This is a genomic window from Jiangella sp. DSM 45060, from assembly GCF_900105175.1.
GTDB lineage: Bacteria > Actinomycetota > Actinomycetes > Jiangellales > Jiangellaceae > Jiangella.
Genome location: NZ_LT629771.1, coordinates 555,663 through 581,381, shown reverse-complemented (window position 1 = coordinate 581,381; position 25,719 = coordinate 555,663). Strand labels below are relative to the sequence as shown.

20 protein-coding genes and 1 other RNA gene are annotated in these 25,719 nt (G+C 72.0%); 6 read left to right on the top strand and 15 right to left on the bottom strand.

Features of this window, described 5'->3' with window-relative positions:
* From BLU82_RS36245 to ssrA, 4 genes are all read right to left on the bottom strand, one after another.
* Window positions 1-255 (bottom strand): DUF5994 family protein, encoded by a 255-nt coding sequence (locus BLU82_RS36245; RefSeq protein ID WP_370246303.1) that lies wholly within the window; start codon window positions 253-255, stop codon window positions 1-3.
* Window positions 256-515: 260 nt separating this feature from the next.
* A complete protein-coding gene (locus tag BLU82_RS02595) occupies window positions 516-1,346 on the bottom strand; it encodes a hypothetical protein (RefSeq protein ID WP_157740490.1) in 831 nt (276 codons plus the stop codon).
* Window positions 1,347-1,452: 106 nt separating this feature from the next.
* Complete coding sequence (locus BLU82_RS02585; protein WP_157740489.1) at window positions 1,453-2,385, bottom strand: hypothetical protein; 933 nt, start codon at window positions 2,383-2,385, stop codon at window positions 1,453-1,455.
* A gap of 262 nt (window positions 2,386-2,647) precedes the next feature.
* Window positions 2,648-3,019: a transfer-messenger RNA gene (gene ssrA, locus BLU82_RS02580) on the bottom strand.
* Between the two features lie 267 nt (window positions 3,020-3,286).
* Between ssrA and BLU82_RS02575 the strand changes: the two genes are divergently transcribed.
* Window positions 3,287-5,185 (top strand): acyl-CoA dehydrogenase family protein, encoded by a 1,899-nt coding sequence (locus BLU82_RS02575; protein WP_092615202.1) that lies wholly within the window; start codon window positions 3,287-3,289, stop codon window positions 5,183-5,185.
* On the opposite strand, the gene BLU82_RS02570 is transcribed toward BLU82_RS02575, so the two are convergent.
* The 9 genes from BLU82_RS02570 to prfB form a co-directional block, all read right to left on the bottom strand.
* Window positions 5,182-5,607 (bottom strand): MaoC/PaaZ C-terminal domain-containing protein, encoded by a 426-nt coding sequence (locus tag BLU82_RS02570; protein ID WP_092615199.1) that lies wholly within the window; start codon window positions 5,605-5,607, stop codon window positions 5,182-5,184. The genes BLU82_RS02575 and BLU82_RS02570 overlap by 4 nt on opposite strands.
* Entirely contained in the window at window positions 5,604-5,753 is a 150-nt protein-coding gene (locus tag BLU82_RS33950) for a hypothetical protein (RefSeq protein ID WP_157740488.1), read from the bottom strand. Before BLU82_RS33950 ends, BLU82_RS02570 begins: the two co-directional genes overlap by 4 nt.
* Before the next feature lie 299 nt (window positions 5,754-6,052).
* Entirely contained in the window at window positions 6,053-6,535 is a 483-nt protein-coding gene (locus tag BLU82_RS02565) for a tetratricopeptide repeat protein (protein WP_092615196.1), read from the bottom strand.
* Between the two features lie 23 nt (window positions 6,536-6,558).
* On the bottom strand, window positions 6,559-7,560 hold the full coding sequence (locus BLU82_RS02560) for a DUF3048 domain-containing protein (RefSeq protein ID WP_092615193.1): 1,002 nt from the start codon (window positions 7,558-7,560) through the stop codon (window positions 6,559-6,561).
* A gap of 18 nt (window positions 7,561-7,578) precedes the next feature.
* Window positions 7,579-8,052, bottom strand: coding sequence for an SsrA-binding protein SmpB (gene smpB, locus BLU82_RS02555; protein WP_092615190.1), 474 nt, complete (start codon window positions 8,050-8,052; stop codon window positions 7,579-7,581).
* Window positions 8,053-8,093: 41 nt separating this feature from the next.
* Window positions 8,094-9,524: a M23 family metallopeptidase gene (locus BLU82_RS34645; protein WP_172885516.1), complete on the bottom strand. Its 1,431-nt coding sequence runs from the start codon at window positions 9,522-9,524 to the stop codon at window positions 8,094-8,096.
* Between the two features lie 506 nt (window positions 9,525-10,030).
* Window positions 10,031-10,936 carry a permease-like cell division protein FtsX gene (gene ftsX / locus BLU82_RS02545; RefSeq protein ID WP_069110374.1) on the bottom strand — a complete coding sequence of 302 codons (906 nt, stop codon included), beginning with the start codon at window positions 10,934-10,936 and terminating at the stop codon, window positions 10,031-10,033.
* 40 nt (window positions 10,937-10,976) lie between these two features.
* On the bottom strand, window positions 10,977-11,666 hold the full coding sequence (ftsE, locus tag BLU82_RS02540) for a cell division ATP-binding protein FtsE (RefSeq protein ID WP_069110375.1): 690 nt from the start codon (window positions 11,664-11,666) through the stop codon (window positions 10,977-10,979).
* A gap of 148 nt (window positions 11,667-11,814) precedes the next feature.
* Window positions 11,815-12,933, bottom strand: a complete 1,119-nt coding sequence (gene prfB / locus BLU82_RS02535) for a peptide chain release factor 2 (RefSeq protein WP_370246274.1) — start codon at window positions 12,931-12,933, stop codon at window positions 11,815-11,817.
* Window positions 12,934-13,174: 241 nt separating this feature from the next.
* Between prfB and BLU82_RS02530 the strand changes: the two genes are divergently transcribed.
* From BLU82_RS02530 to BLU82_RS02520, 4 genes are read left to right on the top strand one after another with little or no spacing between them, the layout of a single operon-like run.
* Window positions 13,175-14,188: a C-terminal binding protein gene (locus tag BLU82_RS02530; protein WP_157740487.1), complete on the top strand. Its 1,014-nt coding sequence runs from the start codon at window positions 13,175-13,177 to the stop codon at window positions 14,186-14,188.
* The gene (locus BLU82_RS02525; RefSeq protein WP_092615178.1) at window positions 14,185-15,399 is read left to right on the top strand and encodes a cytochrome P450; all 1,215 of its coding nucleotides are present in this window, start codon (window positions 14,185-14,187) and stop codon (window positions 15,397-15,399) included. Before BLU82_RS02530 ends, BLU82_RS02525 begins: the two co-directional genes overlap by 4 nt.
* The gene (locus BLU82_RS34640; protein ID WP_172885515.1) at window positions 15,396-15,587 is read left to right on the top strand and encodes a ferredoxin; all 192 of its coding nucleotides are present in this window, start codon (window positions 15,396-15,398) and stop codon (window positions 15,585-15,587) included. The genes BLU82_RS02525 and BLU82_RS34640 overlap by 4 nt, the downstream gene beginning before the upstream one ends.
* Window positions 15,584-16,771, top strand: coding sequence for an NAD(P)/FAD-dependent oxidoreductase (locus tag BLU82_RS02520; RefSeq protein ID WP_172885514.1), 1,188 nt, complete (start codon window positions 15,584-15,586; stop codon window positions 16,769-16,771). Before BLU82_RS34640 ends, BLU82_RS02520 begins: the two co-directional genes overlap by 4 nt.
* Before the next feature lie 3 nt (window positions 16,772-16,774).
* Here BLU82_RS02520 and BLU82_RS02515 read toward each other — a convergent pair whose 3' ends face one another.
* A complete protein-coding gene (locus BLU82_RS02515) occupies window positions 16,775-17,596 on the bottom strand; it encodes a TetR/AcrR family transcriptional regulator (protein ID WP_092615172.1) in 822 nt (273 codons plus the stop codon).
* A 147-nt stretch (window positions 17,597-17,743) separates the two neighbouring features.
* On the opposite strand from BLU82_RS02515, the gene BLU82_RS02510 reads away from it, so the two are divergent.
* Complete coding sequence (locus BLU82_RS02510) at window positions 17,744-20,623, top strand: MMPL family transporter (RefSeq protein ID WP_092615169.1); 2,880 nt, start codon at window positions 17,744-17,746, stop codon at window positions 20,621-20,623.
* A gap of 211 nt (window positions 20,624-20,834) precedes the next feature.
* Here BLU82_RS02510 and BLU82_RS02505 read toward each other — a convergent pair whose 3' ends face one another.
* Entirely contained in the window at window positions 20,835-25,712 is a 4,878-nt protein-coding gene (locus BLU82_RS02505) for an NAD-glutamate dehydrogenase (protein ID WP_092615166.1), read from the bottom strand.
* Window positions 25,713-25,719: the final 7 nt, after the last annotated feature.

Sequence of the window (25,719 nt, the reverse complement as noted above, 5' to 3'; positions counted from 1 at the left end):
TCAACTCCTCGAGTTCGTGTCGGCGAGCGTCGCGCTCGCCTCATCGTGACCGTGCCCGCGGAGCACGTGAGCAAACGCCCGCCCGGCCGACTCCGCGTCGCCGGCGGCAGGCATGACGCCAGGCAACTCGGCGACGAGGTCGCGGGACCTGGGCCACCAGCCGCCGTCGAGGACGCGGTGCCGGTCCGGCAGGGACGTGAACGCGGTGCGCGCCGTCTCTCGCGCGGAGGCGACTGCTGATGCGGGCGATGCCATGATCGCGGCCCGTCTCCGGCCTCTGCGGCCGAGCTTCATGATGCCGGCGCCGCCGGAGCCCCGACCGGGCTCAGTACCGTGCGCCGATGTCCTGATTCTACCCTGTCCGCCCCTGACGACCGGCCGACGCGGATCGGCGGTCTACTCGGCCCGCACTCGACCGTGCCGGCCCAGAACCCATCGGCTGCACCGAGCGGGCGACAGGCGACATGAGCGGGTCACGACGCACGTCGTCGCGACCCACTCACCGCCGTACTGCCTTATGCGCCCTGAGGCGGGTTCTCGGCCTCGTGGAGGCTGGTGAAGACCAGCCACGGCCAGGAGCCGGCGACCTGCCCGTGGCCCAGGATCGAGCTGGTGGTGTTCTTCAGGAATGCCATCGAGTAGGCGTAGGCCGATGACGTGTCGTGGTCGATGCCGACCAGGACGTTGGTCGAGCCCTCGTTGCAGTCCGCCACAGCGAGGTGCTCGAACCCTTGCCAGGTGCGGGTCCTGATCACGGTCCGGGTGGCGGTCATCGTGGACGACGTCGGGATCTTGATCACGACGAGCTGGCCAGAGGTGGTGTTGGCCAGGAGTGCGTGGTAACTCGAGGTGACACTGATCAACGCGATGGTCTTCAGGTCGGAGAATCCGGCGACGGATCCGGCGCCGGTGACCACGCGCTGTCCGCCTTCGCGGGCGGCGACCCGATAGCGGTAGATCCTTCCGTTGTCGTGCAGACCGTAGAGGCTGACGGGGCTGACGGATTCCGTCGCCTCTCCGGAGGACACCAGGCGCCGGAAGCCGCCCCAGCCGCGACCCATGGAGGTGACGGTGATCTCCTTGCTGTCCTGGTCGTCGCGGGCGGAGAGGCTGAACAGCGAGGTCGAGGTGTTGCCCAGGTGGTGACGGAGCTTGAAGCCGAAGTCGGCGTGGAAGTGGCCGGTGGCCAACGAGCGGACCGACCTTCCGCCGGGCACCTCGCCGATCTCGGTGATGGTGCGCGGGCTGGTCGTGTCGCTCACGCGGATTTCTCGGTACCTTCCGGCGCCGATGATCGACATTTCGATGCTGCAGGGCAGGGTCGACGACGCGGCGGCGCGGACCACGGGGAGGTCGGGGGTGCCCGGCGTCGAGCTCGCGGCCGGCGCCGCGGCGAGGGTCGCGCCGACGAAGAGGCCGGCGGCGATGATGGCGAATCGTGGTCTCACTTGATCACGCTCCACGTGGCATGGTGTCGAAGGGAAAGCTGCTGGTGACGAGCCGGTAGGCCCACTGGCCCCGGAGCTGCCCCCAGCTCGTGATCGGGGTGCTCGTGCCGTTGAGAACGCCGAGGTGGTAGGCGTAGGCCAGGTCGGTCGCGCTGTTGATGGCGACGAGCATCGTGCCGGAGTCGCACACCCCGATGGCGAGCTGGTCGAGCGCTCCCCATGTGCGCGTTCGGATCACCGAGCGGGTCGCGGTCATGGTGGCCGTCGTGGGGATTCTGATCGAGGTCAGCTGCCCAGTGGTCGTCGTGGCCAGCAGCGTGTCGTAGCCGGGCCTGCGGCTGATCAACGTCATGGTTCGGAGGTCGCCGAATCCGGCCACGCTGCCGTAGGAGCTGACACCGGGTGTTCCTCCGCCCCAGCTGAGTTGATACCGGTACAAGGTGCCGTTGTCGTGCAGGCCGTAGATCAGATTGGGCACTGATTCACCTGGCTGGCCGGCTTGCACCAGGTGACGGAAACCGCCCCACCGCGGCGCCACCAGTTCGGCGGTGACGCTGTCGTGCTCACCGGTCGAGGAATTGCTCTGGGCGCGGATCAGGTACAGCGCGGCCGAGGACGTCGCGAGGTGCCAGTTGTCGTGGAACGGCTGTGGTTCGGCGTGGTCTCCGTAGTCGATGCTGCCCGTGCCCAGGGTTCGGAGGTCGGCCGCGCCAGGAAGGTTGCCGCCCTCGCCGATGACGATGGTGAGGTCGCTGGACACGTTCACCTTGCGGTAGGTGCCGCTGTGGTCGAACGTGCCGAGGTGTGTCTGGCAGACGGCCGCTGGTGCTGCTGCGCGCACCGCAGAGGTGCTCGAGGGTGCGGTGGCGCTGGAGGTGACACCGCTGCTCACGATGGCCGCGACGATGACTCCGACAGCTGTTGCGGTCACTTTCATGCCGCTCTCCCGAGGTCGAGAATGCGATGCGGGCGCGAATGTGGCGCCCCTCACATAGCCATGACGCTCCCGCGGCGCGCTCGGTTGCCTCGGAGCCCGTGGTCCTGGCCGGCCTCGGCGAGGTCACGCCGTGCTGGCCGACCGGCGGCCGCATCCGGCACTGCCGTAACCGGCGCGCTGCGCATCCGCACTGTGGTCGTCACGTGGTCGTCGCACGACGAAGCGGCTGGCCAGAATCGCTTCTGACCAGCCGCTTCGGCTGTTGTGGAGCTGCCGGGAATCGAACCCGGGTCCTTCGACGCTTCTCCAGGGCTTCTCCGGGCGCAGCCTGTCATGCCTCTACTCGGCTCCGGTGATCACACAGGCGAGTTCACCGTGACGAGCCCAGCCACGTGAGTGTCCCTACCGGTCCCGTGACCGTACCGGTCGGTGAGTCTCCTAGATGATGCCGAACACCGGGGCGGAGACATCCCCGGGTCGACAGACTTCAGTACCTGCCGTCAGGCGGCGAGGGCGAAGTCAGTGCGCTTAGCGTTGGCACTTGTAACGTTTGCCGCGAGCGTTAACGAGATAACGCGGCCTCCTCGGCCCGCTTCCCCTGGTTCGACGAACGAAGTCGAAACCGCTCAGCCCCTCTGGAGTTGTCAATCCCCCGGGCGCACCCGAAGGTTCGCCAAGGTTACAACGTTCAACGCCGACCGGGCCACTGAGATTCCCCGTCGGCCAGGACGTCGGCCGGCCGCCCCTGGGCGAAGTGCGTGAGCAGGAACGTCTTGCCCACCCGGCGCCGCCCCAGGGCGCGACCAGCTGCGGCCGGCCGGCGACCAGACTATTTGTGCATCGCGACTATGGCTACCTGCGGGTAACATTGGGTACGACGCCACCGACGGAGGAGGCGCGGATGACCACCCAGCAGGTCGACGAGCGAGAAGCCAGGCGGGTCGCCGAGGCGGCGCGCGAGACGCGGTGGGAGAAGCCGTCGTTCGCGAAGGAGCTGTACCTCGGCCGGTTCCGGCTCGACCTCATCCATCCGCACCCGGCGCAGCGCCCCGAGGACGAGGCGGCCACGACGGCGTTCCTCCACCGGCTGCGCGGCGTCTGCGACGAGCTCGACGGCGCGGTCATCGAGCGCGAGGCGCGCATCCCCGACGAGTACGTCAAGGCCATGGCGCGGGCCGGGGTGTTCGGCATGAAGATCCCGCGCGAATACGGCGGCGCCGGGCTCACGCAGGTCGGCTACAACCGCGCGCTCATGCTGCTCGGCGGCGTGCACCCATCCATCGGCGCGCTGGTGTCGGCGCACCAGTCCATCGGCGTCCCCGAGCCGGTGAAGCTGTTCGGCACCGACGAGCAGAAGCGGGCGTTCCTGCCCCGCTGCGCCGGCGGCGCCATCAGCGCGTTCCTGCTCACCGAGCCCGACGTCGGCTCCGACCCCGCCCGCCTCGCGGCGGAAGCCGTCCCGGTCGACGGCGGCGCGGCCTACGAGCTCAGCGGCACCAAGCTGTGGACCACCAACGGCGTCATCGCCGAGCTGCTGATCGTCATGGCGCGGGTCCCCGAGCACGACGGCGGCCGCGGCGGCGTCACGGCGTTCGTCGTCGAGGCCGACTCCCCCGGCATCACCGTCGAGCATCGCAACGCGTTCATGGGGCTCAAGGGCATCGAGAACGGCGTCACCCGGCTCGACCGGGTGAAGGTCCCGGCCGCGAACCGCGTCGGCCGCGAGGGCGAGGGCCTGAAGATCGCGCTGACCACGCTGAACACCGGACGGCTGTCGATTCCGGCGCTGTGCACGGCGGCGTCGAAGTGGTGCCTGAAGATCGCCCGCGAGTGGTCCGCCGAGCGGGTCCAGTGGGGCCGCCCGGTCGGCCGGCACGCCGCCGTCGCACACAAGCTGTCCTACATCGCGGCCACGGCGTACGCACAGGAGGCCGTCCTCGACCTCTCCGCTCACCTGGCCGACGAGGGACGGCGCGACATCCGCATCGAGGCGGCGCTGGCGAAGCTCTGGTGCAGCGAGACGGCCTGGCAGGTGGCCGACGAGCTGGTGCAGATCCGCGGCGGCCGCGGCTACGAGACCGCCGACTCGCTGCGGGCCCGCGGCGAGCGCGCCGTACCGGCCGAGCAGATCCTGCGCGACCTGCGCATCAACCGCATCTTCGAGGGCTCCACGGAGATCATGCACCTGCTCATCGCCCGCGAGGCCGTCGACGCCCACCTGCAGGCCGCCGGCGATATCGTCGACCCCGACGTCGCGCTGCCCGGCAAGGCCAAGGCGGCGGTCAAGGCGACCGGGTTCTACGCGAAGTGGCTGCCGCAGCTGGTCACCGGGGCCGGCCAGCTGCCGACGTCGTACCAGGACTTCGGCGTGCTGGCGCCGCACCTGCGCTACGTCGAGCGCGCGTCGCGGCGGCTGGCGCGGTCGACGTTCTACGGCATGGCCCGCTGGCAGGGCGGCCTCGAGCGCAAGCAGGGCTTCCTCGGCCGGGTCGTCGACATCGGCGCCGAGCTGTTCGCCATCGCGGCGTCCTGCGTGCGGGCGCGCATGCTGCCCGACTCCGGCTCCGTCCAGCTGGCCGACGTGTTCGCGCGGCAGGCGCGGCTGCGGGTCGAGCGGCTGTTCGACGGGCTCTGGCGCAACACCGACGGCGCCGACGAAGCGCTGGCGAAGGCCGTGCTGGCCGGCGAGCACACCTGGTTCGAGGCTGACGTGCTGGACCAGAGCGAGGGCACCGGCCCCTGGATCGCCGCACCGGCGAGCGGCCCGCCGGCCGAGAACGTCGCGCGCCGCGCCGTCTAGTCCGGCGGCCGGACGATCGCGCGGCCCCGGCCCACGGTGCCGGTGCCCTCGACCGACCCGACCACCGTCACGGCGACCCGGCCGTCCGGATGACGCTCCGCGACCTGGGCCCTCATCGCGACGGAGACGTCGTCGTCGGGCACCACGACGGGGCGGAGGAAGCGGAAGGTGAGCTCGTCGAGCCGCCCCGGGTCGCCCAGCCAGCCGTTCAGCAGCCGCGTCACCAGGCCGAGGAGAAGGGTGCCGTGCGCGATCACGCCGGGCAGCCCGGCCGCGGCCGCGATCCGCGGGCTCCAGTGCAGCGGGTTGAAGTCGTGCGACGCGCCGGCGTAGCGGACCAGGTCCGCGCGGCTGATGCGGTACTCGGCGCTCGCCACGACGGTCCCGGCCGCCGGGCCCGCCTCCACGACGGACGACGTCATCGGCGGGCTCCCGCCCCGTCGCGCCGGGTGACCACGGCGACGTCGAGCATCCGGACGCCGTCGAGGTCCGCCGCCATCGCGGCGACCCGGCCGTAGCAGTCGCGCCGGACCCACCACCATCGCCCGGCGACCCGCTCCATCCTCACCGGCGATCGTCCTGCCTGCGCTCGTGGCGGTGGTGTCACGGGATGCCTCCGTGGGTCGGTCGAGTTTCTAAAACGAATATCCCTTCTTTTAAGCGGGGTGACAAGGTCTCGCGGGTGCGGTGCGCATCACTCCGCCTAGGGTGTGTCTGCCATGTCTCGGCCGTAGCGAGCGGCGTCCGGGTGGAGGCCTCGCAAGGTGCGAGGAAGGAGTCATGGCGGGGTTCTATGACGACTGACGAGAACGCAGCGAGGCGCCGCCTGGGCGTCGCGCAGTAGGCCACGGACTTGGCAGACACACCCTAGACCAGCGCCCGGGCGTAGGCGGTCATCGAGCGCTGGTAGCGCGGCAGGTGCCGGGCCAGCGCGCCGACGGCGACGGAGACGGCCTCGCGCTCCCGCCCGGCGTCGGTGAGCGCCAGCGCGAGCACGCAGCTGACCGCGTCGTCCAGGTGGTCCGAGCCGCGGCCCTGCTCCGCGGTGAGCAGCTCGACGCTCTCGGCCGGACGACCGAGGTTGCGGACGGTGCTGGCCAGCTGGATCACCGCCCGGCGACGCCGCTCGCCCGGCAGCTCGGCGGCCAGCGCCTCGCGGTAGAGCGGCTCGGCGAGGTCGGGGCGGCCGGTCGAGTCGAACGCGCAGGCCCGCTCGAACGCCGCGACGGGGTGCCCGGCGGGCAGCTCGGCGGCCAGGTCGTCGACGACGGCCCGGAACGCGTCGTCGTCGTACTCGTCGATGGACGCCCACGCCGCGGCGATGCGTCCTTCCCATGCGTCGTCGGTCATCGGGCCAGCCTCGCACGGCGCGGTCAGCGCAGCGTCACCGAGCCGGAGTCGGGGACCAGCTCGATCCACACCCGCCCCGGCGGCACGTGCAGCGGCGCCCCAGCGGCGCCGGCCAGCGTCAGCGGCGCCGCCAGCGACTCCTTGCTCCACGTGCCCTCGACGGCCGCGCCGCCGGTGAGCAGCGTCGCGGCGCCGGAGCCGACGAGGACGGTCTCGGGGACCGGGTTGCCGGCCGGGTCCTCGTAGCCGGCGTCGCGCAGCTCGACCCGCAGCACCAGCACCGTCGCCGGGCCGAACCGGTCGCCGTCGGCCGCGTGGTCGCCGTCGAGCACCCAGACGCCGTCGGACCACGTCCAGGTCGAGGTGCGCGCGGCGGAGAACGTCACGACGGCGCCGCCGACCGGTCGGCCCGCGGGCGCCGTCCCCCACGGCAGGTAGGGGCTGGTGGGGACGCCGGCGCCGGCGGGCAGGCTGACCACCGCCGCCGCGGGGTCGAGCATGACGTTGTACGGCGCCGGCCGGCTGTGGTCGCGGGACAGGCCGTTGCCGCCGCCGGTCAGCACGGTGACGCCGGCCTCGTCCAGCGCCTTCAGCACCCGCTCCGCGCCGCCGGACGCGACCAGCACGCCGCCCGCCGGCAGCGCGAGGCCGGCGTCGGTGGTGCGCACCGACCGCACCGGCCCGGCGACCGGCGGCAGCGCCGACTGGTACAGCGCGGCCAGCCGGGTCAGCCCGCCCTCGACCAGCTCTTCGACCACGAGGTCGGCCTTCGACAGCCCCAGCTGCGGCGCCGATGACGGCGTGTTGTCGATCTTCACGACCAGCGCCGGCGTCGCGGCGTCGGCGGCCGACGGCGCGGGCAGGCCGGTCAGCGGCCAGGCCGGGGCGGGGGTGGGCGTGGCCGTGGCGGTGGGCGTCGAGGCGGACGGCGACGGCGTCGAGGCCGCGGAGCCGCCGCCGCAGCCGGCCAGCAGCACCGCCGCCAGGAGCAGGGCCGTCGCCGCCGGGAGCCGCCGCGGGCTCACTGCGGGCTCACCGCGGGCTCAGCGCTTGCGGCGGGCGTTGGCCATGGCGCGCTCGGCCTCGCGCTTCGCCTCGCGCTCGGCCAGCGTATGCCGCTTGTCGTAGGCCTTCTTGCCGCGGGCCAGCGCCAGCTCGATCTTGGCGTAGCCGTCCTTGAAGTACAGCGTCAGCGGGACGAGCGTGAACCCGGTCTCGCGGGTCTTGCCGATGAGCTTGCTGATCTCGTCCTTGCGCAGCAGCAGCTTGCGCGAGCGCCGCGGCGCGTGGTTGTTCCAGGTGCCGAGGTCGTACTCGGGGATGTGCACGTTGCGCAGCCACACCTCGCCGTCGCGGACCTCGGCGAAACCGTCGACCAGCGACGCCTTGCCGGCCCGCAGCGCCTTCACCTCGGTGCCGGTCAGGACGATGCCGGCCTCGTAGGTGTCGTCGATGTGGTAGTCGTGGCGGGCCTTGCGGTTCTGGGCCACCACGGTGCGTCCGCGTTCTCGTGCCATGCCCCAAGGATCGCACCTCCGGTGCCCTCGAGACGACTGCGTTATTGCCCGAGGTAGTTCATCGGGTTCACGCGCTCGCCGCCGACGTAGAGCATGAAGTGCAGGTGGCAGGCGGTCGAGCTGCCGGTCGTGCCGGAGTAGCCGATGATCTCGCCCTGCGACACGCTCTCGCCGTCGCTGACGGCGAACCGCGACAGGTGGCTGTACGTCGTCACCATGCGCCGGTGGCTGACCGCGACCTGGTTGCCGTACGCGCCCCGGTAGTAGGCCCACTCGACGGTGCCCGCGGCGGCCGCGCGGATCGGCGTGCCGCAGTAGGCCCGGAAGTCGGTGCCGTCGTGCAGCTTGTAGACGCCGGTGACCGGGTGGACGCGCATGCCGTAGGGCGAGGTGACGTACGGGTTCGCGGTCGGGAAGGCCAGCGTGACGGAGCTGCCGCCGCCTCCGCCGCCACCGCCGTTTCCGCCGCCACCACCGCCGCCGCCTCCGCCGGAGCCGCCGTTGTCCTCTTCGGCTTCCTGCTCGGCCTGCTCCTGCTCGGCCTGTTCCTGCTGCCGGCGCTGGATCTCGGCGATCTCGGCCTCGATCTGGTCCCGCTCGGCCGACCACGCCGCCGTCTGGGCCTGGTCCGCGGCCTGGGCCGCCTGCGCCGCCGTCCTCGCACCGTCGCGGGCGGAGACGAGCTGGTCGACCTCGGCCTTCGCCGCCGCGGCGGCGTCGCTGGCGGCCTGCGCGGTGGCGCGCGCGGCCTCGGCGGCCTGCTCGCGCTCCTCGGTCGCCTGCAGGGTGGCGGCCGCCAGCTGACGGGCTTCTTCGGCGGCCGCTTCCAGGTCTTCGAGGACGACGCGCTCGTTGGCCAGCTCGGCGCGGTCGTCCTTGAGGGCGCCGAGGATGGTGTTCTCGGCCGTCAGCACCGACGTGGAAGCGGCGGCGCGCGCGGCGAGCGCGTCCATGCTGTCGGCCTGCATGAGGATGGTGAGGCTGGCGAGGTCGGCGCCGACGCCGCGGGTGTACGCCTCGACGGCGACCTGGCTGATCGACGCCCGCTTGCCGTCGATCCGCTCCGTGACGTCGTCGATCTTGGCGATCTGGTCCTTCACCTTCTTCTCGGCGTCGGCCAGCTTCTGCGCCGCCGCCTCGTCGGCCGCCCGTGCCGCGGCGACCTCGCCGCGCGCGACCTCGAGCTCGTGCTCGGCGGTGGCCAGGCCCTGCTGCGCGCCGGCCAGCGTCGCCTCGGCGGCCGGCAACTGCGCCGTCGCCGCCTGGTACGCGGCCGTCGCGTCGGCGAGCGCCTGCGTGGAGTGGGCCAGCTGATCCTGGGCGTGCTCCAGGCTGTTCTGCGCGTCCTTCAACCGTCGCTCGGCGTCGGACGTGGCCCATGCCTGGCTCAGACCGGTGCAGAGAAGGCCGACGGTGACGACGATCACGGTCACCCGCCGCGCCCACGACGTCTCAGTTGTCACAGCCTTCACAGCGGCCTCCCTCGCACCACTCGTGCATGACCGTAACACCATTCACTCTGGCCGCGAAGCAGCCCGCGATAACTACATCGCTGTCATTCCCGCAGGCGAGGGCACAAGGTGGGCAAGTAACGCGAATCGGCGCGGACGCCGGATTTCGCCGCCTCGGCGTGTCGGGAGGTGGTGGGTCAGGGTCCGGCCGCGGTCTGAGTGGTGGCTGCCGCCGGGCTCGAGTGATGGCTGCCGCCGGGCTCAGTGGTGGCTGCGCAGGGCCTCCAGGGTGCCCGGGCCGCGCCAGCGCGGTGGCCGACCGAGGCCGCACGCGACCGGCGCCCTGCACCGCCAGACACGGCCGACTCGACGTACGGCCCCCTCCCGGCCGGGAGGGCCTCTCACCCTACGGGCGGGCACCGACAACGTCAGCGCGACAACGTCCGCGCATCGGCGACCCAGCGCGCACCAGACCGCTCACCAGCCCGATCGCCGACCGCGCGCCAGACCTCGCGCCGGCCCAACCGCTAGACGCGCAGGTAGCGGCGGAGGGTCACGAACGAGGCCAGCATCGAGAACAGCACGCCGGCCACCAGCAGCCAGGGCGTCGCCGCCCACACGTCGGCGCTGTCGACCCAGGACGTGAACTGGAGGTTGGGCGCGATGAACCGGCCGACGATCAGCTCGACGCCGCCGAAGAGGGCGATGACGCCGAGCACCGAGCCGAGCAGGCCGGCGATCGCCGCCTCCAGGATGAACGGGAGCTGGATGTAGAAGTTCGACGCGCCGACCAGCCGCATGATGCCGGTCTCGCGGCGCCGGTTGAACGCGGCCAGCCGGATGGTGTTACCGATCAGCAGCACCGCCGCGATGATCTGGATGACGGTGATGGCGAACGCGACCAGCTGGAAGCCGTCGAGCGTCCGGAACAGTGGTTCGAGCAGCTGCCGCTGGTCGGTGACCTCCTGCACGCCGGGCAGACCGGCCACCGCCGAGACGACGCCGTCGTACTGCTCGGGGTCCTGCAGGGCGACGCGGAAGGACTCGGGGAGCTGGTCGGGCGTGATGATGCCGCCGATGTCGGAGTCGTCGAACTGCTCGCTGAACCGCTCGAACGCCTGCTCCTGGTTCTCGTAGAACACCTCGTCGACCTCGGGGTGCGACTCCAGCGTCTGCCGGATGGTGTCGCGCTGCGCGTCGGTGACGGCGCCGTCGGCGCAGCCGGCTCCGGTCGAGTACTCGTTGCACATGAACACCGAGATCTCGATGCGGTCGTACCAGTAGCCCTTGGTGGTCTCGGCCTGGGATCGGATCAGCAGGCCGGCGCCCAGCATGGCGATGGAGATGGCCACCACGATGACGAGCGCGATGGTCATCGTCAGGTTGCGGCGCAGGCCGGTCGTGATCTCGGACAGGACGTACTGGAAGCGCATGGTTTCTTCCGGGTCGGCGGGTTCGGGACGAAGGGCGGTGTCAGCGGGTGTAGCCGTAGACGCCGCGCGACTGGTCGCGGACCAGCTTGCCGTGCTCGAGCTCGATGACGCGCTTGCGCATCTGGTCGACGATGGACTGGTCATGGGTGGCCATGACCACGGTGGTGCCCGTGCGGTTGATGCGGTCGAGCAGCTTCATGATGCCGACGCTGGTGCCCGGGTCGAGGTTTCCGGTGGGCTCGTCGGCCAGCAGGATCAGCGGGCGGTTGACGAACGCGCGGGCGACGGCGACCCGCTGCTGCTCGCCACCGGAGAGCTGGTCGGGCAGCCGGTCCTCCTTGCCGTCGAGCCCGACGAGCTCGAGGACGGCGGGGACGTCGCGGTTGATCTGGCGGCGCGGCTTGCCGATGACCTGCAGCGCGAAAGCGATGTTCTCGAACACCGTCTTGTTCGGCAGCAGCCGGAAGTCCTGGAAGACGGTGCCGATGCGGCGGCGCAGGTGCGGGACCTTCCAGTTCGACAGCCGGTGGAGGTCCTTGCCGGCGACGCGGATGCGGCCCGCGGTCGGCTTCTCCTCGCGCAGCGTCAGCCGCAGGAAGGTCGACTTGCCGGACCCGGACGGCCCGACGAGGAAGACGAACTCGCCCTTCTCGATCTCCAGGGACAGGCTCTCGAGCGCTGCCTGGTTCTGCGTCGGGTACAACTTGCTGACGTTGTCGAAAAGGATCACGATGCCTCGCCGATGTGGATGTCAGACGCTCCTGCGATGGCCCTGACCGCCTGAAGCTCGTCTGCCGGTTCGTGTGCGAGTGTACGTCCGGATGTGACCGCACGCTGAGAAGGGACGGTGAGTCGCGCATGCGAAAGGGGAATCGTGCTCACTGGGCCTCGGCCTGCTCCTGCTGCTTGCGCCAGCGGATGCCGGCCTCCAGGAAGTCGTCGATCTGCCCGTCGAACACGGCCTGCGGGTTGCCGACCTCGTGCTCGGTGCGCAGGTCCTTCACCATCTGGTACGGGTGGACGACGTAGGAGCGCATCTGGTCGCCCCACGACGCCTTGACGTCGCCGGCCAGCTCCTTCTTCTGCGCCTGCTCCTCCTCGCGGCGCAGCAGCAGGAGTCGGGACTGCAGGACGCGCATGGCGGCGGCGCGGTTCTGGATCTGCGACTTCTCGTTCTGCATCGACACCACCAGGCCGGTCGGGAGGTGGGTGATGCGGACGGCGGAGTCGGTGGTGTTGACGCTCTGCCCGCCGGGACCGGACGACCGGAACACGTCGATGCGGATGTCGGTCTCGGGGATGTCGATGTGGTCGGTGGTCTCGATCAGCGGGATGACCTCGACCGCCGCGAACGACGTCTGCCGGCGGCCCTGGTTGTCGAACGGCGAGATGCGGACGAGGCGGTGCGTGCCCGCCTCGACGGACAGCGTGCCGTACGCGAACGGCGCCTTGACCTCGAACGTCGCCGACTTGAGGCCGGCCTCCTCCGCGTAGGAGGTGTCGAGGACCTCGGTCTTGTAGCCGTGCCGCTCGGCCCAGCGCAGGTACATGCGCAGCAGCATCTCGGCGAAGTCGGCGGCGTCGACCCCGCCGGCGCCGGACCGGATCGTGACGACGGCCTCGCGCTCGTCGTACTCGCCGGACAGCAGCGTGCGGATCTCGAGGTCGGAGATCACCTTCCGGAGGTCGTCGATCTCGCGCTCGACCTCGGCCATCGCGTCGGCGTCGCCTTCGTCGCGGCCCAGCTCGACCATGACCGGGAGGTCCTCGATGCGCTGGCGAAGCTCGGTGACCTTGCGCAACTCGGCCTGCAGGTACGACAGCTGGCTGGTGACCTGCTGCGCCTGCTCGACGTCGTCCCACAGGTCCGGCGCGGCCGCGTGCGCCTCGAGGTCGGTGATGCGCTCTCGCATCTTCTCCGGCTCGAGAACATTCTCGATGCTGGCGAGGGTCTGCGAGAGGTCCGCGATCTCGGCGTCTACGTCACGTGCTGCCACGTCGCACAAGGGTACGCGCTGCGGCTGAGATTCCCGGCACGACGACGGCCGACGCGGGCGGCGACCTGGGCGGAAACGTGTCCGGCCGCCCCACTGAGCGCGACATCGCACGGCGTTCCATGTTGCGTGACGTGCACCGTTGCGGCCCTGGCAACGCCGCCACCAGGTCGGCGCGCACGCCGTCCGGGACCTTGACGGCCTCTGGAGCTGACAGTAGGTTCCCGTCATGGAACGGCATGCCATGCGTGAGGGAGGCGAGCCGGTGATCGCGATCTGGGCGGCCGCGTCCCCCTTCCTGCCCGCCGCGCTGCGGGCGCTGGACCACGCGGGCGTCCCCTACGTCGTCCTGCCGGACGACCCCGGTGAGCCCGGCGCGGACGGTCTCGGCCGGGCCGCCGGCGCCGAAGCCCTGGTCGTCGGCGGCGCGGAGGTCTCCCGGACGCTGCTGTCGTCGCTGCCCCGGCTGCGGCTGGTCGTGCGGGCCGGCGTCGGCGTCGACCGCATGGACCTCGAGGCGGCGACCGAGCTCGGCGTCCTGGTCACGAACGTCCCGGACTACGCGACCGACGAGGTCGCCGACCACGCCGTCCTGCTGATGCTCGCCGCGGTCCGCCGGCTCGCGCACTTCCAGGCGTCCACGCGCGCCGACTGGGTCACCGTCGACCGCCCGCCGGTCATGCGGCTGCGCGGCAGCCGTCTCGGCATCGTCGGACTGGGCCGCATCGGGACGGCGACGGCCGGACGCGCGCGGGCGCTGGGCATGGACGTCGTCGCCCACGACCCGTACGTCGCCGCCGACGCCTTCACGCGGGCCGGCGTCGCCCCCGTCTCCTTCGACGAGCTGCTGGCCGGCAGCGACGTCATCAGCCTGCACGCGCCGCTGACGGCGGACACCCACCACCTCCTCGGCCGCGCCGCGTTCGCGCGCATGCGCCGGGCCCCGGTCGTCGTCAACACCGCACGCGGCGGACTCGTCGACACCGCCGCGCTCGTCGAGGCGCTCGACACCGGCGTCGTCCGGGCCGCCGGCCTCGACGTCCTGGAGGACGAGCACGACGTGGGGCGGCACGCGGCCCTGCTCGGCCGTGCCGACGTCGTCGTCACGCCGCACGTCGCCTGGTACTCGCAGGGCTCTGAGCAGCAACTGGGCGCGTCGGCGGCCCGCATCGCCCTCGACTTCGTCCAGCGGGGCGTCCGTCCGCCCGTCCTGAACCCGCACCGCGAGCCGAACCCGACCAGCGAGGTGACACCGTGACCCAGACCTCCGAGGACCTGCCCGCGTTCCCGATGCCGCGGCCGACCCCGTTCGACCCGCCCGCGGAGTACGCCGCCGTCCGCGCAGCCGGCGGCCTGGCGCGGGTGCGGCTCTTCGACGGCCGGGCGGCCTGGCTGGTCACCGGGTACGACGAGGTGCGCTCGCTGCTCGCGGATCCGCGCATCAGCGCCGACCGGACCCGTCCGGGCTTCCCGTTCCCGACGGCCGGCCGCGAGGCGCTGGAACGGTCCGGCCGCACGTTCATCCAGATGGACCCGCCCGAGCACGGGCGGCTGCGCCGGGTGTTCACCAGGTACTTCGCGGTCAAGCGCATCGAGACGCTCCGGCCGATGGTCCAGGAGATCGTCGACGAGCTGGTGTCGGACCTGCTGACGGCCGGGCCGCCGGCCGACCTCGTGCCGGCGCTGGCGCTGGAGGTGCCGGCCCGCACGATCTGCCGGGTGCTGGGGATGCCGTTCGAGGACCGTCATCGCATCCAGGAGCTCGACCACCGGCGCAACACGCTGACGACGTCGCCCGAGGACGTCCGGCGCGCGACCGAGGAGATGCTCGGCTACGCCGACGCGCTGATCGCCCGCAAACAGCGCGAACCCGCCGACGACCTCGTCAGCGCGCTCGTCGCCGATCAGCTCGGCGGCGACACCGTCACCCGCGACGAGCTGATCGCGGCGGTCCGGCTGCTCATCACGGCCGGCCACGAGACCACCGCCAACATGATCTCGATGAGCATCGCCACGCTGCTGCGCCACCCGGAGCAGCTGCGCGAGCTGCGGGCCGACCCGTCGCTGGTGCCCAACGCCGTCGAGGAGCTGCTGCGCTACATCAGCATCTTCCACATCTCGCCGACGCGCGTGGCGACGGAGCGCATCGAGATCGGCGGTCACGTCATCGAGCCGGGCGACGGCGTCATCGCCGCCGTCGCCGGGGCGAACCGCGACGACACCGCGTTCGCCGACGCGCACCGGTTCGACCCGCGGCGCGAGGCGCGGCACCACGTCGCGTTCGGCTACGGAGTGCACCAGTGCCTCGGGCAGCCGCTCGCGCGCATCGAGCTGCAGACGGTGCTCGAGACGGTACTGCGGCGCATCCCGTCGCTGCGGCTGGCCACGGACGCGGACTCGCTGTCGGTCAAGGAGTACGCGTTCCTGAGTCTCACCGCGCTGCCGGTGACCTGGGAGGAGCAGCCGTGAAGATCATCGTCGAGATCGACCGCTGCGTCGGCGGCGGCCAGTGCGTCATGGCCGCACCCGACGTCTTCGACCAGGACGACGACGGTCTCGCCGTCCTGCTCGACGACGATCCCCCGGCGTCCATGTCCGACGACGTCCAGCTCGCCGCCCGGCTGTGCCCGGCGCGGGCGATCCTGGTCGAGGCGTGACGCCGCCGCGTCGCATCGTCGTCATCGGGGCGTCGGCGGCCGGCCTGACGGCCGCGGAGTCACTGCGCGCCGACGGCTTCGACGGCGAGGTCACCGTCGTCGGCGCCGAGCCGCATCTCGGTTACGACCGTCCGCCGCTGTCGAAGCAGCTGCTCTCCGGGGCGTGGGAGGCGGACCGGCTGCACCTGCTGCCCCGTGATCGGTACGACGAGCTGGGGATAGGTTGCCGGCTCGGCGCCGCCGCGACCTCGCTGGACGTGGCCGGGCGGACGGTCCGCGTCGACGGAGCCGACCTCGGCTTCGACCGGCTGCTCATCGCCACCGGCGTCCAGCCGCGTCGATGGCCGGGGACGGACGGGCTGCACGGTGTGCACGTCCTGCGCACCATCGACGACACCGTCGCGTTCAAGGAGGCGGCGCACGCTGCCGGGCGGGTGGTCGTCATCGGCGCGGGGTTCCTGGGCGCGGAGGCGGCCGCCACCCTGCGCGGCCTGGGCATCCCCGTCACGCTCGTCGACCCGGCGGCGGCGCCGATGCTGCGTCAGGTCGGTCCGGAGGTGGCGCGGCTGCTTGCCGGCCTGCACACCGAGCACGACGTCGACCTGCGCCTCGGCGTCACGGTGCGGGGCGTCGAGCGGGACGGCGGCCGCGTCACCGGCGTGCGGCTCGGCGACGGCACGACGGTGCGCAGCCCGTGCGTGCTCGTCGCGATCGGGACCATGCCGGCCACCGGCTGGCTCGACGGCAGCGGCCTGGAGCTCGCCGACGGCGTCGGGTGCGACGCGCACTGCCAGGCCGCGCCGGACGTGTTCGCCGCCGGCGACGTCGCCCGCTGGTTCCATCGCGGCCACGGCGCCAGCCTGCGGGTCGAGCACCGGACCAACGCGACCGAGCAGGCGATGGCGGCCGCACGCTCCATGCTGGGCGCGGGGCAGGCGTACGAGCCGGTGCCGTATTTCTGGAGCGACCAGTACGACACGAAGCTCCAGGCCTACGGCCAGACCTCCGCGGCCGAGCGGTTCGCCGTCATCAGCGGATCGTTGGAGGACCGACGGTTCGTCGCCGCCTACGGGCGTGGCGAGCGGGTCGTCGGCGTGCTGGGCTGGCGCTCGCCACGCGAGCTGCTGCGGGCCCGCGCACTGGTCGCCGGCGCCGTGCCCTGGCGGGACGCCGTCGCCGCCTGACCGTCACGGCGCGGGAGCGATGCCCGGTTCGGGGAGGCCGGCGACCTTCGCGACGAGCCGCATGCTGGAGTCGAAGATGGCGTCGCGCAGTTCCCCCGGCAGCCAGTCGAGGTGGCCGTACGATTCGAGGCACGCGAAGCCGTGCAGGCTCGCCCAGCAGTGCAGCATCGCCTGGAACGTCTCGGGCGCGACCGGCGGGCCGTCGATCGGCAGCTCCTTCTCGTCGTGGTGCTCCGCGAGCATGCGGGCGATGCTGCCATCGGCGTCGGCGAGCATGGGAGGACCGAGGACGCCGGCCTGGGCGGCCTCGAAGAACAGCGACTTGAGCTGCGCCATCGCGCGCCGGGCCGCCTCCGTCGTCGGGCCCTCCTCGGGGGCGTGATAGCCGGGGACCGGCATGCCGAGGATCAGCGCGAACCGCTGCGGCTCCTCGCGCGCCCAGCGCCGGTACGACTGCGCGACCGCGCCGAACCGGCCCCCCGGATCGTCGACGGGGATCCGGTCGCGCGCCTCCGCGACCGCCTCGCCCAGGTCGTTGTACGCGTCCACGATGAGCTCCGTCAGCAGCTCGTCGCGGTCGGCGAAGTAGCGGTACAGGGCCGGCGCCGTCATGCCCATGAGGCGGGCGATGTCGGAGAACCGGAAGTCGGTCGTCCCCTGCTCGCGCATCAGGCCCAGCGCGGTCTGCTTGATCTCCTCGATGGTCGCCGCACGAGCCCGCTCCCGCCGGGACGGCGGCTTCTCAGCCAGCCGCTCCGACTGTTCCGTCGGCCGGGTCGGCGGTCGCTCCGGCTCGCGGCCGGGCTGGGGGGTCTCGCCTGCCATCTGCGCCCACCTCCTTGTGTCGTGCGGCGGCAATGCGTGAAGCACTTTCACAGATGTGAAGCCTCTTGACAAGTTTAGCCGCGTCGTGTTTGTTATGTCGAGTAACAGTTCTAACGCTACGTCACGTAACACTTCGAGGGGCAGGACATGAACAAGCCCACCACCACTGACGACGGCGACCGGCCGACGACGCCTCCGGGTGCCGGCGCGACGGACCGGCCCACCCCGCCCGACCCGACGTCCGCGGCCGACCGCCTCGCCGCCACCACCGCCACTGATGCCGCCGCTGATGCCACCGCCGCCACCAACGACGGCCACATCGCCTCGGCCGACCGGCTTGGCCCCGCCGACCGGTTGGGGCCGTCCGACCACACCGGGTCGACTGGCCACCCTGACGTCGACCGCCGTGATTCCGCCGGCCGCTCAGACTCGACAGACCACCTCGATTCCACGGTCCGCCATAACTCGGCGCAGGCCACCGGAGCCGACCCGCTGGAGGCGGGCACGTTGGCCAACGGATCGAGAAACGCGGACCGGCCCACGACGGCGGGCTGGCGCACCGACGACGCCCAGACCGGCGAACGCGGCGAGTCCAACGGGAACGGCCGCACCCGCGGCGACAGCGACCACGATCACAACGGCGGCAACCGCGACCGCAACGACCTCGCTGGCAACGGCAGCAACGTGGGCCGCAGCGGCAACGGCGGCCCCAGCAGCGCGGGCCGCGAGAGCAACGGCAACGGCCGCGGCGGCGCACCGACCGACACGCCCGCCGCTCCCCCGCGTCCTGGAGTGCTCGGCCGGTTGGCCGGCGCCTCGTACCGGCGCCGCGGCCGGGTGGTCGTGGCGTGGGTGGTGGCCATCGCGGCCGCGTTCGGGCTGTCCGCCGCGTTCGCCGGCGACTTCACCGCCGACTACTCGGCGCCCGGCTCGGACTCCCGCGAAGCCCAGGACCTGCTGGAGCAGCGCTTCCCGGCGCAGTCCGGCGACACCATCGACGTGGTGGTGAGGACGGACGAGACGGGGGTCACCGACCCCGAGGTGCAGGCCGACGTCACCGCGTTGCTCGACGAGTTGCGGGCGCAGCCGCACGTGGTCGCCGTCGATGACCCGTACACGACACCTGGCGGCATCTCGCAGAACGGCGACATCCTCGTCGCGACGGTGAATCTGGACGTCGTGCTGCCGGACGACATGCCGGTCGAGGAGACCGAAGAGATCCTGGCCATGGCTGCCGCGGCCGAACGGCCGGGGCTGGAGATCGCGCTCGGCGGGCAGACCGTCGCGCTGGCGGAGCAGGGCGAGATCGGCTCCGAGGCCATCGGCATGGCCGCCGCCGCGGTGATCCTGCTCATCACGTTCGGCTCGGTCGTCGCGGCCGGGCTCCCGCTCATCGTCGCGGTCGCCGGGCTGGCACTCAGCGGCGCGCTCACCGGTGTCGTCGCGGCGCTGGTGGACGTGCCGGACTGGTCGACGGCGCTGGCGACGATGATGGGCATCGCGCTCGGCATCGACTACGTGCTGCTCATGGTGACGCGGTTCCGCGAATGGCGCGCCGCCGGCCTCGACCCGGAACCGGCCACCGTCGCGACGCTCGACACCGCCGGGCGGGCCGTCATGGTCGCCGGCAGCACCGTCATGGTCAGCATGTTCGGCCTGTTCGCGATGGGCCTCTCGTTCATGCAGGGCGCGGCGCTGGTCACGATCGTCGCCGTCCTCGTCGTCATGGCCGCGGCCGCGACGCTGTTCCCGGCGCTGCTCGGCTTCTTCGGCGGCTGGGTCGACCGCCTCCGCCTCCCGCTGGGCCGCCGGCGACGGACGACGGCGCAACTGGCCGCGGGCGGGCACGTCGAGCCGTCGCGGATGTGGCTGCGCTGGGGCCGGCTGGTCGACCGGCACAGCATCATCGCGACGGTCGTCGGCGTCGGCCTGCTGCTGGCGCTCGCGGCGCCGTTCCTCGGCGTCCGCTTCGGCTTCCCCGACGCGGGCAACAACGAGGAGGACCGCTCGTCGCGGCAGGCGTACGACCTGCTGTCCGACGGCTTCGGCGCGGGCGCCAACGGACCGCTGTTGCTGGTCGCGGACCTGGACGGCCCGGGCGACGAGGCCGCGCTGCCGGCGCTCGCCGAGGCCGTCACCGCGACCCCGGGCGTCGCCGCCGTCATGCCGCCCGCCGTCAACGAGGCCGGCGACGCCGCGCTGCTCACCGTCCTCCCGGCGACCGGTCCACAGGACGCCGCGACGGAGGACCTCGTCCACACCTTGCGCGACGACGTGTTGCCGGGCGCCGGCGTCGAGGTGCACGTCGGCGGCGTCACGGCGACGTCGATCGACTCGACGGAGAACACGGCCGAGCGGCTGCCGCTGCTGATCGGCGGCGTGGTGCTGCTGTCGATGGTCCTGCTGCTGGTGTCGTTCCGCAGCATCGTCATCCCGATCACGGCCGCGCTGATGAACCTGCTCTCCGTCGCCGCCGCGTACGGCGTGGTCGCGCTGGTCCTGGAGGGCGGCTGGGCCGGGCAGCTGATCGGCATCGACACCGAGACGCCGATGCCGGCGTTCATCCCGGTGCTGGTCTTCGCGGTGCTGTTCGGGTTGTCGATGGACTACGAGGTGTTCCTGATCAGCCGAATGCGCGAGGCGTGGACGCGGACCGGCGACAACGCCCGCGCCATCGTCGAAGGGCTGGCCGGCACGGGACGGGTCATCACCGCCGCGGCGGCGATCATGGTGGCGGTGTTCGCGGCGTTCATCCCGAGCCCGGAGGTGTTCCTCAAGGTCATCGGCGTCGGCATGGCCGCGGCGATCCTCGTCGACGCCACCGTCGTGCGGATGCTGCTGGTCCCCGCCGTCATGCACCTGCTCGGACGGGCCAACTGGTGGCTGCCGTCCTGGCTGGAGCGCCGGCTGCCCCAGCTGCACGTCGAGGGCCGGCCCGAGCTCTACCTGCCCGACGCGGAGGTGGACGCGGCCGCCGAGACGGACGGCCGCGGCGCCGGCGCACCGGAGCTCGTTCCCACTCGCTGACACGGCACCGCGGCCCTCATGGCTGGCGGTCTGCTGGTGCCCTGACACCAGCAGACCGCCAGCCATCGCCCGTCCCGCACCGCTTGCAATGAGCACCGATACGCATCGCCGGCTGGGTGATGCGTATCGGTGCTCATTGCAAAGGGGCGAGACGCGGGGGGCGCCGAGGCACGCCTGAACGGAGCGCCGCCCGCACTGTTCAGGCGGTGCGCTACGTCGCGTCGGGGCGGAGCAGGCCGCGGACGGCGCGCAGGCCGACCGACAGGCGGGCGAGGTCGAAGCTGTCGCCCTCGACGATCTCGCGCAGCATGCCCTGGGTGCGGGCGACGACGACGTCGTCCTGCGCCGCCCACGCCTCGACCCGGTCCTGCGGCGCCGCCTCCTCGTGCGTGTGCTGGATGACCTGCGCCGTCAGCGCCGCCTGGACGGCGTGGAGGTCGTCGCGCAGGGCGGCGCGGGCCATCGTCTGCCAGCGGTCGCGCCGCGGCAGCGAGATGATCCGCTCCAGCAGCCGGCCCAGTTCGAGGAACGCGCCGAGGGTGAAGTGCACCCGCGCCACCTCGAGCAGGTCGGTGCCGGTGGCCAGCGAGTTCTCGACCATCCCGAGCCCGGCGTAGGCCGGCGGCAGCACCGCGACCCGGTTGGCCAGCGGCTCCGGCACGCCGTCGGCGGCCAGCGCCTCCAGCCGCTCGTGGTAGAGGTCCAGCTCGCGGCCGGACAGCACCTCGGGCAGCGCCACCAGCAGCCGGGCGATGGGCTCTTCGAAGAACCCGATCTGCCAGGCGATGTCGATGGGTGGCCGGCGGTTGACGGTGAGCCAGCGGGTGGCCCGCTCGGTGATCGTCCGCGCCTCCAGCCGCATGCGCGTCTGGACGTCGAACGCCACGACGTTGTCGAGCTCCTTGATCGCGACCATGAGGTCGGGGATCCGGAAGACGACGCCGCCGACGGTGTGCGCGCGCGCGAGGTCCTCGACGGTGCCGCCGGTCTCCATGCCCAGCCGGTACGCGAACGTCGTGCCCGCGGTGTTCACCAGCTCGTTGACCACGACGTTCGAGATGATCTCGCGGCGCAGCGGGTGGTTGTCGATGACCTCGCCGTAGGTGTCGCGCAGCGCGCTCGGGAAGTACGCGTGCAGCGCGGCGCCGAGGTACGGGTCGTCGGGCATGCCGCCGGCCAGCAGCTCCTCGTACATGAGGTTCTTCGTGTACGCGAGGACGACGGACAGCTCCGGGCTGGTCAGGCCCTTGCCGGCGGCCATGCGCTCGGCCAGCTGGCGGTCGGTCGGCAGCGCCTCGATGGCGCGGTCGAGCTTGCCCTGGCTCTCCAGCTTGGCGAGGTAGGAGCGGTGGACGTGGGCCAGGTTCGGTGCCTGGAACACGCCGTTGGCCAGCGCGATGTTCTGGCCGTAGTTGTTCGCCAGCACGAGGTCGGCGATCTCGTCGGTCATCTCGGCCAGCAGCTCGTTGCGCTGCTTCTCGGTGAGGTCGCCGGCCCGGACGACGCCGTCGAGCAGGATCTTGATGTTCACCTCGTGGTCGGAGGTGTCGACGCCGGCGGAGTTGTCGATGGCGTCGGTGTTGACCCTGCCTCCGGCCTGCGCGAACTCGATGCGGCCGCGCTGGGTCAGGCCGAGGTTGCCGCCCTCGCCGACGACCTGCGCGCGGAGGTCGGCGGCGTCGATGCGGATGGCGTCGTTGGCCTTGTCGCCGACCTCGGCGTTGGACTCCGTCGACGCCTTCACGTAGGTGCCGATGCCGCCGTTCCAGAGCAGGTCGACGGGCGCGCCGAGGATGGCGTGCATCAGCTCCGGCGGCGACATGGTCTCGACCGACGCGTCGATGCCCAGTGCCTGCTTGACCTCGGCCGACAGCTTGACCGTCTTCGCCGTGCGGGGGTAGACGCCGCCGCCCTCGCTGATCAGCTTGGGCTCGTAGTCGTTCCAGCTGGACCGCGGCAGCTCGAAGAGGCGACGGCGCTCGGCGTAGGACTCCGCCGGGTCGGGGTCGGGGTCGAGGAAGATGTGCCGGTGGTCGAACGCGGCCACCAGCCGGATGTGCTCGGACAGCAGCATGCCGTTGCCGAACACGTCGCCGGACATGTCTCCGATGCCGACGACGGTGAAGTCCTCGGTCTGGGTGTCGCGGCCGAGCTGGCGGAAGTGCCGCCGCACCGACTCCCAGGCGCCGCGGGCGGTGATGCCCATGGCCTTGTGGTCGTACCCGGCCGACCCGCCGGACGCGAACGCGTCGCCGAGCCAGAAGCCGTATTCGTGGGAGACGTCGTTGGCGATGTCGGAGAACGACGCGGTGCCCTTGTCGGCCGCCACCACGAGGTACGGGTCGTCGCCGTCGTGGCGGACGACCATCGGCGGCGGGACGACGCTGCGATCGGCGGCGCGGTTGTCGGTGATGTCGAGCATGGCCCGGATGAACGTCTTGTAGCACTCGACGCCCTCGGCCAGCCACGCCTCGCGGTCGACGGCGGGGTCGGGCAGCCGCTTGCCGACGAAGCCGCCCTTCGCGCCGACCGGGACGATGACGGAGTTCTTCACCGCCTGCGCCTTGACCAGGCCGAGGATCTCCGTCCGGAAGTCCTCGCGCCGGTCGGACCAGCGCAGCCCGCCGCGGGCGACGGCGCCGTAGCGCAGGTGCACGCCCTCGACCCGGGGCGAGTACACCCAGATCTCGTACTTCGGCTTGGGGTCGGGGAGGTCGGGCAGCGACCGGGAGTCGAGCTTGAAGCTGGTGACGGTCTGGGGCCCGCCGACGGTGGTGCGGTAGTAGCTGGTCCGCAGCGTCGCCTTCACCAGCCGCAGGAACGAGCGCAGGATGCGGTCCTGGTCGAGGCTGGCGACCTGGTCGAGCGCCTCGTCGATGCGCCCGTTCAGTTCGTCGGCGGCCGTCTGCCGGGCCGCGCGGCCGGTGTCGTCGTCGCCGTAGCGCTCGGGGTCGAACCGGATCTCGAACAGGTCGACGAGCATGCGTGCGACGTCGACGTGGCCGGACAGCGCCTCCTCGAGGTAGTTCTGGCTGAACGTGGTGCCGGTCTGGCGCAGGTACTTGGCGTACGCGCGCAGGATCGACGCCTGCCGCCACGACAGCCCCGCCTGCGGCACCAGCGCGTTGAACCCGTCGCTCTCGGCGTCGCCGCGCCACACCGCGGCGAACGCGTCCTGGAACAGCACCTTGAGGCGGTCGGCCTCGGTGGCGCGCAGCCCGCGGTAGCGCAGCCCGAAGTCGTAGATGTACGCCGTCGACTCGGTGTCGTGGCCGCGCCGGACGATCTCGTACGGCCGCTCGTCGACCACCTCGACGCCCATGCGCGACAGGATCGGCAGCACCTGGGTGAGCGAGATGGGCGTGCCGGTGCGGTAGATCTTGAACCGGCGGTCGGTGGCCAGCCCGCCGACCGGCTGGTAGAGGTTCATGCCCAGGCCGTCCTCGGCGGGCAGCTCCTCGAGGCGGCGGACGTCGGCCACCGCCGTCCGCGCCGGGAAGTCGGCCTTGTAGCCCTCGGGGAACGCCTGCCGGTACCGGCGCAGCAGCTTGGCCGCGCCTTCCTCGCCGACCTGCTCGGCCAGCGCGTCGGACAGCTCGTCGATCCACGACCGGGTCGCGCCGACCAGCTGCTTCTCCAACGCCGGGACGTCGATCGCGGGCAGCCCCTGGTCGCGCTTCATCCGGACGACGAAGTGCAGGCGGGCCAGCGCCGCCTCGCCGACCCGCGCGGTGAAGTCGATGGAGTCGCCGTCGGTGGCGGCCAGCAGCAGCCGCTGGATGCGCTCGCGCACGTCGGTGTTGTAGCGGTCGCGCGGCAGGTAGACGAGGAACGACAGGTAGCGCCCGTAGTCGTCGCGGCGGACGAACATGCGCAGGTGGCGGCGCTCCTGCAGGTGGACGACGGCGAGCGCGGTGGGCAGCAGCTCCTCGGGCGGGATCTGGAACAGCTCGTCGCGCGGGTACGTCTCGAGCACCTGCAGGAGGTCCTTGCCGGAGTGCCCGGACGGCGCGAACCCGGCCTGCTCGATGACCTCTTGGACCTTGCGCCGCAGCACCGGGATGCGCAGGACGCTCTCGGTGTAGGCGGCGGACGTGAACAGCCCGAGGAAGCGCCGCTCGCCGACCACCTCGCCGGACTCGTCGAACGTCTTCACACCGACGTAGTCGAGGTAGGCCGGGCGGTGCACCGTCGCCTTGGAGTTGGCCTTGGTGAGCACCAGCAGCTGTTTCTCGCGCGCCTTCGCCCGCACCTCACGCGGCAGCTTGCCGAACGAGCCGGAGAGGTCCTGGTCGGACCGCAGGATGCCGAGACCGGTGCCGGTGACCGCGCGCAGCACGTCCTCGCCGTCGACCTCGTCGAGCTGGTACTCGCGGTAGCCGAGGAAGGTGAAGTGGTCGTCGGCCAGCCAGTGCAGCAGCTCGCGCGCCTCGTCGGCCTCGGGCGCCTTGATCGACGACGGCGGGTGCTCCAGCTCGCCGGCGATGTCGATGGCGCGCTGGCGCATGCGCTGCCAGTCCTCGACCGCCTCGCGGACGTCGCGGAGGGTGTCGCGCAGCAGCTGCTCGATGGCGGCTTGGTCGTCGGGGTCGTCGGTGCGGTCGATCTCGACGTGCATCCACGACTCGACGACGGTGCCGGCGTCGCGCCGCGGGTCGTTCTCGTTGAGGTCGAGCACCTCGACGAGCTGGCCGGTGATGTCGCGGCGGACCACCAGCTGCGGGTGGACGACGAGGCGGATGGCGTGCTCGTGCTCGGACAGCGCCATGGTGACGGAGTCGACCAGGAACGGCATGTCGTCGATGACGACCTCGACGATGGTGTGCCCGGACGCCCAGCCGTGCTCGTCGACCGTCGGCGTGTAGACGTTGACGACGGCGGTGCCCTGCGGCCTGGTCTGCGCCGAGCGCCGGTGCGACGCGGCCACCCCGTAGACGTCGATGACGTCGCGGTCGACGAGGTCCTCGGCGGCGACGTGCCGGTAGTACCGGCGAAGGAAGGCTTCGTCCTCGTCGCGGCTCCCGCGGTCGCCGACCAGCGCGGCCTTCGCGAGGAGCTCGGATTTGGCTTCGTCGAGCCGATTACGCATCTTCCAC